Here is a 287-nt window from a genome sequence, read left to right on the forward strand (position 1 = left end):
TCGCATACCACCATGCCACCGATTGAGTTGTCGTTCATTGAAATACGCGCTTGCTCGAAGTCTTTGATGATGTAGTCGAGCATAGGCTCAACAAATTTCTCATGTGCATACACGACTTTCTTGTCAGCGTTGCCTTTTAAGATTTCGATTTCTTCCAACGTTTTTTGCAAATTCAGTTTGTAGTTAGTCTCTATGTCCTCTCGGATCAGACGCAAGGTATAACCGTCTTTAATTGACGCGTTGTAGTAATATTTATGGATGTAGCCACCAAAGAGTGACTTTGAGTC

At 41.5% G+C, this 287-nt stretch carries 1 protein-coding gene; it reads right to left on the reverse strand.

Annotated features, from left to right (window positions below):
• A partial coding sequence (locus tag R0K30_RS21600) for a hypothetical protein (protein WP_410612856.1) occupies positions 1–287 on the reverse strand: 287 nt, incomplete at both ends.

The sequence above is a fragment of the Bacillus sp. SIMBA_154 genome (assembly GCF_046536015.1).
In the GTDB taxonomy this organism is placed as follows: Bacteria; Bacillota; Bacilli; order Bacillales; family Bacillaceae; genus Bacillus; species Bacillus pumilus_P.